The 5,974-nt window shown below is 26.9% G+C and carries 5 protein-coding genes and 1 tRNA gene; 3 read left to right on the forward strand and 3 right to left on the reverse strand.

The window, feature by feature from the left end; translation table 11 throughout:
* The 3 genes from ACPKM0_RS00080 to ACPKM0_RS00090 form a co-directional block, all read right to left on the reverse strand.
* Nucleotides 1–1,577 (reverse strand): hypothetical protein (locus ACPKM0_RS00080; RefSeq protein WP_472472760.1); only part of this gene is annotated, 1,577 nt, incomplete at its 3' end.
* A gap of 192 nt (nucleotides 1,578–1,769) precedes the next feature.
* Nucleotides 1,770–1,853: transfer RNA gene (locus tag ACPKM0_RS00085), tRNA-Leu, on the reverse strand.
* Between the two features lie 75 nt (nucleotides 1,854–1,928).
* Entirely contained in the window at nucleotides 1,929–3,014 is a 1,086-nt protein-coding gene (locus ACPKM0_RS00090; RefSeq protein ID WP_472472761.1) for a tetratricopeptide repeat protein, read from the reverse strand.
* Between the two features lie 166 nt (nucleotides 3,015–3,180).
* On the opposite strand from ACPKM0_RS00090, the gene ACPKM0_RS00095 reads away from it, so the two are divergent.
* The 3 genes from ACPKM0_RS00095 to cls all read left to right on the forward strand — a co-directional run bounded on the left by ACPKM0_RS00095 (nucleotide 3,181) and on the right by cls (nucleotide 5,964).
* Complete coding sequence (locus ACPKM0_RS00095) at nucleotides 3,181–3,756, forward strand: epoxyqueuosine reductase QueH (RefSeq protein WP_472472762.1); 576 nt, start codon at nucleotides 3,181–3,183, stop codon at nucleotides 3,754–3,756.
* 84 nt (nucleotides 3,757–3,840) lie between these two features.
* Nucleotides 3,841–4,380 carry a hypothetical protein gene (locus ACPKM0_RS00100; protein WP_472472763.1) on the forward strand — a complete coding sequence of 180 codons (540 nt, stop codon included), beginning with the start codon at nucleotides 3,841–3,843 and terminating at the stop codon, nucleotides 4,378–4,380.
* 54 nt (nucleotides 4,381–4,434) lie between these two features.
* The gene (gene cls, locus ACPKM0_RS00105; protein ID WP_472472764.1) at nucleotides 4,435–5,964 is read left to right on the forward strand and encodes a cardiolipin synthase; all 1,530 of its coding nucleotides are present in this window, start codon (nucleotides 4,435–4,437) and stop codon (nucleotides 5,962–5,964) included.
* The last annotated feature ends 10 nt before the right edge of the window (nucleotides 5,965–5,974 follow it).

Here is a 5,974-nt window from a genome sequence, read left to right on the forward strand (position 1 = left end):
TTGGTTAATTCTAAATCTGAATAAATACCGAATACTTCTGTAAGGCTTAATCCGCTTAAACTACCATCATAACTTATAAGGGATAAAAATCCAGGATCATCAACATTACCTCCGACAGGAGACCATAATGTATCTATGGAATTTACACCATGTAACATAAGAAAATAATTTGTTTCAAGAGTTAATTTGTTATTAAAAAAATTAAATTTATTACTGTGATTAAAGACTAAAGCATCCCCACCATATTTATAACCTAAGAATTCTTTATCGTATGTTATTCCACTATAAGTTGAAGTATTACTAAATTCTCTTAGAGCAACTATGAAATTGATACCATATCCATCTTGCATACTATCTTCACTAATAGAGGTTGTTCCATCATCTCTTAAATATAGATAAGGGGAAGTATAAACAAATTCAATATTAGATTGTAAATTAAATAATCTATTGGCATAAAAATATTTTGCTCCAAGCATTAAACCAATTGCATTAGGTGAATATATACTTGAAGTTTCTAAAGATGGAACTACTAAATCATCAATAACAATTTGTGAATAAACATTAGTTGAAGAGTTAATAGTATAATCTAAATCTAAAGAAACAATTGAGTTACAATTAGCTTTGTAGAAAAGACTATGATAGGAAAGCATAGGGTTAAAGGCACTAACATCTATTGAAGAATCTTCACTTGCATACATGAGACCTTCTGCAAAGGACCATCCTAATCTATTATTAAATGCTCTGCCTTCAAATTTATGTACTACAAACATAGAAAAACCAACAACTGGATCTAATTGACTAGTATTTAAACTAAAACCATCAGTTTTAATATAATTAAGTTGGTGTGGGAAGAAAGATGCTAAATATGTATATTTGTATTTATCACCAAACATAGTAAATTTACCAAAATCTTGATATTTTAGATTATCACTTAATAATAAATTTCCAGAAAGGCCCGCTCCCCAATTAAGTTTATCTCGTCCAATTTGCAAATTCCAATTAGAATCTCCAAAAGAAGCAAAAGCTTTTTGTGAAATAACAGAATTAGTATCTTTATAAAAATCTAGGTCAATATATCCTGGAATGTTTGTTTGATAAGTTGAAGAGCCAAAAGGGATATCATTTAGTCTTGCAACTCCAAAAGATATAGAACTTAGTGCATAAGCAAAATCATCACCTAAAAATTCTAAATTAAGGTTAAATAAGTTCTCTTGGTCTGTCCAACCACGAAACCAAGTATCTCTCTCAATAAAATCAGTAGTATTAGTATGTGAATATCCTTCAAAGTTTAATTCAGCACCAATATTAAAATCAACATTTTCTTTTACTTCATTTTTAAAAGATAGGATTTTTTTCTCTAAATAATCGTATGTTTTTTTCTCTACTTTATTTAAAGAATTATAGTTGATTTGTTCTAGCATATTAATTAATTCAGCAACTGAATAAGGTGCACTCATAGAAGGAAGTGCATAATTTGATTTAACGTATAAATATGAAATACCTTCAATTATTTCTTCACTATCATCAACAGATACAATGTATTGATAATTATCTACAGCGAAAATAGAATTATTCATTATTGTTAATATAAAAATGAAGAGAAGAATAATTTTATATTTTTTCAATTTAATACTCACTTTTTAATCTTTATAACTATTAAAATATCATTTAATTGTTCATAAATCAATCTTTTAATAGACTGTTTAAAGTGAAAACTATTTATTAATTGAATGTAAAAAAAAACAGTTGAAGTTAATCAACTGTTTTTATACCGGCGATCGGACTTGAACCGATACGGAGTTGCCCCCAATAGATTTTGAGTCTATCGTGTCTACCAATTTCACCACGCCGGCGCACTAGATGAAATTTATCATAAGTATATTAATTATTCAATATGAAAATTGAAAATATTAATTAAACATTAATTATTATTTATGATCTTCTTCCCATTTTAAATCTTCTTCAGTTAGTTCAGTATTAGGTAACTCAGAATCTATAACTTCATCAGAAGATTCAATAGTTGATTCTTCAATATTCTTTTCATTATTTTCACTTTCTTCTTTAATTAATTGAATAGGTTCTGCTTCAGCTTTTTTAGATAAATAATTATTTGCTTCAATTTCAGATAAGTTTATATATAAATCACCTTTAGCAATTTCCTCAACACTTGTGTTAATGCATGCCATGAAGTAATTAGATTTTTCTGATTCTAGATTGTTTATCATTTGAGTTAGCATTTCTTTATCAAAAATAATTGTATTTGTCCAAGTTTTCTTGATAGCTTCGTTTAGACATTCAATTGCTTTTTCAACATTTCTATAATGAAGGAAAACTTGTGCAGCATGAACATAAGGGTCAGGGAAACGTGGTTTTCTATCTAATACATCAAGATATATTCTATAAGCTTCTTCCCAATTGTCACTTAGCATGTAGAACCAACCATGATTATCTAAAATACCACTACTAGTTTTTTCTTCGTCAACACTTTCATTAACTAAAGCTTCAGCCTTTTCTAAATCATTTGTATAAAGGAGATAAGTTCCAAGATTTATCATAAGATTTTTATCATTGTATCCTGAGTTTTTTACTTCTTCTAATATTTCAATTGATTTATCAATTTCATCATTGAGTTGAAAAACCATACTTTTTTGAATTTTTGCGTGATTTACAAGATTTTTATCTTTTGAATTATTAATTACAGAATCTAAAATAATGCCACCAAAGTTGTGATCATTTCGTTGAATTAAAATACTAGCCATCGTAACTTTATATTTATCAATTAAATTAGCATTATAAGCTTTTCTATAATATTCCCAAGTTTTATCTTTGTTTTCACTTTTCTTACTCATGTAATTTCTATTTCCCATAATAAAATAAAATAGTGATCTATTAATATAAATAATGGCTCCTGAAATCAAAATAATGGCAATTAATTTAATATAACCTGGTATCGGAAGAAGTCCGATAATAATACATATAAAAATAGTTGCATAAGCTGTATATTTATTTTTCATTTTATTTTCCTCCACAGAGAATTATATAATTCTTTACTATCTAGTACAGTATAATATAATGAATTTTGAAAAATATACAAGCGAGAAAAATATTAGATAGTTGTTTCTTTTTATAATAACTTATATAATCATAAATTACTTATTGTTAAGTGTTAAGGATTACTCGATGGAAAAGAATAAAAAGATATTATTACATTGCTGTTGTGGCCCTTGTAGTACAACCTGTGTTGATTGGCTAATTAATGAAGGATATGATGTTGTACTATGGTTTTCTAATGATAATATCTATCCAGAAGACGAATATAATAAAAGATTTATAGAATTAGAAAAGGTCGCAAAGTTTCATAATTTAGAAGTTATAAAAGATAATTATAATCATAAAGATTGGTTAGAAAAAGTAAAAGGCTTTGAAGAAGAAAGAGAAGGCGGATCTAGATGTGGATTATGTTTTGATTATAATCTCTCATTAGCTGCAAAAAAAGCTAAAGAATTAAATATAGAATATTTTACAACTACTTTAACTGTAAGTCGTTATAAAAATAGTGAGAGAATATTTAAAATAGGTTCAAATTATGATGGGTTTTTAGAAAAAAACTTTAAAAAGAAAGATGGTTATGCTAAAAGTATAAAGCACAGTAAAAATTTAGGTTTATATAGGCAAAAATATTGTGGTTGTGAGTTTTCACTAAGGGATGCTCTTAAATACCAAAAAGAAAAAGCTGATAAAGCAAAAAAAGAATAAATTGTAAAAAAATTAAATAAATGATAGAATAAACATAAGAATGACCTATTTTTGTAAGGGTTATATATAATAAGGAGACACTTTATGGATAAAGAAACTTTTTCTCAAATATTATCTGAATTTCAAATGGACGGAGCTGTTAATGTTGTTAAATTAGCACAAAAAATGAATTTGGGAATATTTTGTTCTCCAATGTTAAATCCAGCTATCACAGGTAAATTAATTCGAATAAAAACTGAAGATACTAAAAAGTTTGATAAAGGCTCTGGTTGGTATTTATTAATGAATAGAGATAGACCAGCAGGTATTGTAAAAGAAAGTATTGCTTATTTGATTGCAAAATATGTATTAACTGATTTAAGTAATATTAATTTATTATCTGATAGTGTACGTTTTAGAACTAAATCAAGTTTACATGATGATCTAGAAAAAGAAATAAATAAATTAGCTCTTGAAATAATTTTACCAAATGATTTGTTAGAAAAAGAAATTGTCAAAGGAACTTACATTCATGAGTTACCTGCTATTTTCAAAGTAGATCCTAGTACTTTATCTGCAAAGTTTGGTTATACTGTATATCCAATCGATTTCTGGGTAAATGCTAGTAAAGAGCAAGAAGTTTAATTGTTGATTAGTGACTATATTAAGTTATAGTCACTAATAAATTGGAATAAAAATTTGAAAAAATTATTTAAAATACTTAGTAGCAGATTGTTTTTTTCTGCTATTTTAATTGCAATTCAGTTTGCAGTAATTATTGTTTTATTTTCTAGATTTGTTAATAACACTTTTGTATCACAATTTTTTACAGTTTTATCTTTTTTGTTTAGTCTTTGGGTTATTTTTAATAAACATGAACCTGAGTATGCAATAGGCTGGTTATTAATTATTATGATATTCCCTCTATATGGGGTATTATTATATATAATATTTGGGAAAAAAACTTTAACTTTTTTTAGTCGAAAAAAGTTAAATAAGTTTATTAAAGCTTTTGCTAAAACTACTTCAATTAATGAAGATAGGGTTCAAAACTTAATAGATTTAGAGAAGTATGATGACGATTTAGCTAGACAATCTAAATATATTTCAAGATCTGCGTACAGTACTCCTTGGAAAAACACTGAAGCGAAGTATTATCCTTTGGGTGATGATTTTCTGTTTGACTTTTTAGAAGAACTTAATAAAGCACAAAATTTTATTTTTATAGAATTTTTTATCATTTCATTTGGAGAAATGTGGTCAAAAGTTTTAGAAGTATTAGAAAAGAAGAAAAACGAAGGCGTTGAAATTAGAATTCTTTATGATGATTTTGGATGTATTGGGGGCTTGCCTTCTAATTATGCAAAGCAATTAAGAAAAGATGGATTTAATGCAAGTGCATTTAATCCAGTTAAACCCCATATCAATAGTAGGCTAAATTACAGAGACCATAGGAAAATTTGTGTTATTGATGGTAATGTAGCTTTTACTGGTGGTGTTAACTTAGCTGATGAATATATTAATAGAGATATTAGATTTGGACACTGGAAAGATAATGCTGTAAGAATTAAAGGTCTAGCAGTTTGGGATTTAACAGTACTCTTTTTATCAATGTGGAATGTAACAGCTGGAGATGAAGAAGATTTAACTAAATATAGACCAACATATAAAGCTAAAGATGATGGTTTTGTTCAACCTTTTGGTGATAATCCATTAGATGATGTTGCAATGGCTGAAACAGCTTATTTACAAATTATAAATATGGCAAAGAACTATGTTTGGATTACAACACCTTATTTAGTTATTACAAGAACTATGATAGATGCTTTATCAACTGCTGCGCAAAGTGGAGTAGATGTTAGATTAATTGTTCCAAAAATCCCTGATAAGATATATGTAAATGAAGTTTCAAAATCTTATTATGTTGAGTTAATATCTGCTGGAATAAAAATATATGAATATACACCTGGGTTTATTCATAGTAAGATGTTTATATGTGATGATAAAGTATCAATTATTGGTACAGTTAATATGGATTATAGATCTTTCTATTTACACTTTGAATGTGGAGTTGCTTTTTTTGGGGCTTCTGTTATAAAGGATGTAAAAAAAGATATGGAAAATATTTTAGAAGTTAGTGATCCTATTGATTATAATAGAGCAACATCTATAAATCTTATTAGAAGAATTTATAGAATTATACTAAGGTTGTTTGCCCCAATATTGTAAAAAGGAAAGA

This window comes from Pleomorphochaeta sp. (genome assembly GCF_050031695.1).
In the GTDB taxonomy this organism is placed as follows: domain Bacteria; phylum Spirochaetota; class Spirochaetia; order Sphaerochaetales; family Sphaerochaetaceae; genus Pleomorphochaeta.

What these genes read in the sequence shown, in the direction of transcription:
- ACPKM0_RS00100 (WP_472472763.1), top strand. Translation starts at nt 3,841, where the DNA reads ATGGATAAAGAAACTTTTTCTCAAATATTATCTGAATTTCAAATGGAC.
- ACPKM0_RS00090 (WP_472472761.1), bottom strand. Translation starts at nt 3,014, where the DNA reads ATGAAAAATAAATATACAGCTTATGCAACTATTTTTATATGTATTATT.
- ACPKM0_RS00095 (WP_472472762.1), top strand. Translation starts at nt 3,181, where the DNA reads ATGGAAAAGAATAAAAAGATATTATTACATTGCTGTTGTGGCCCTTGT.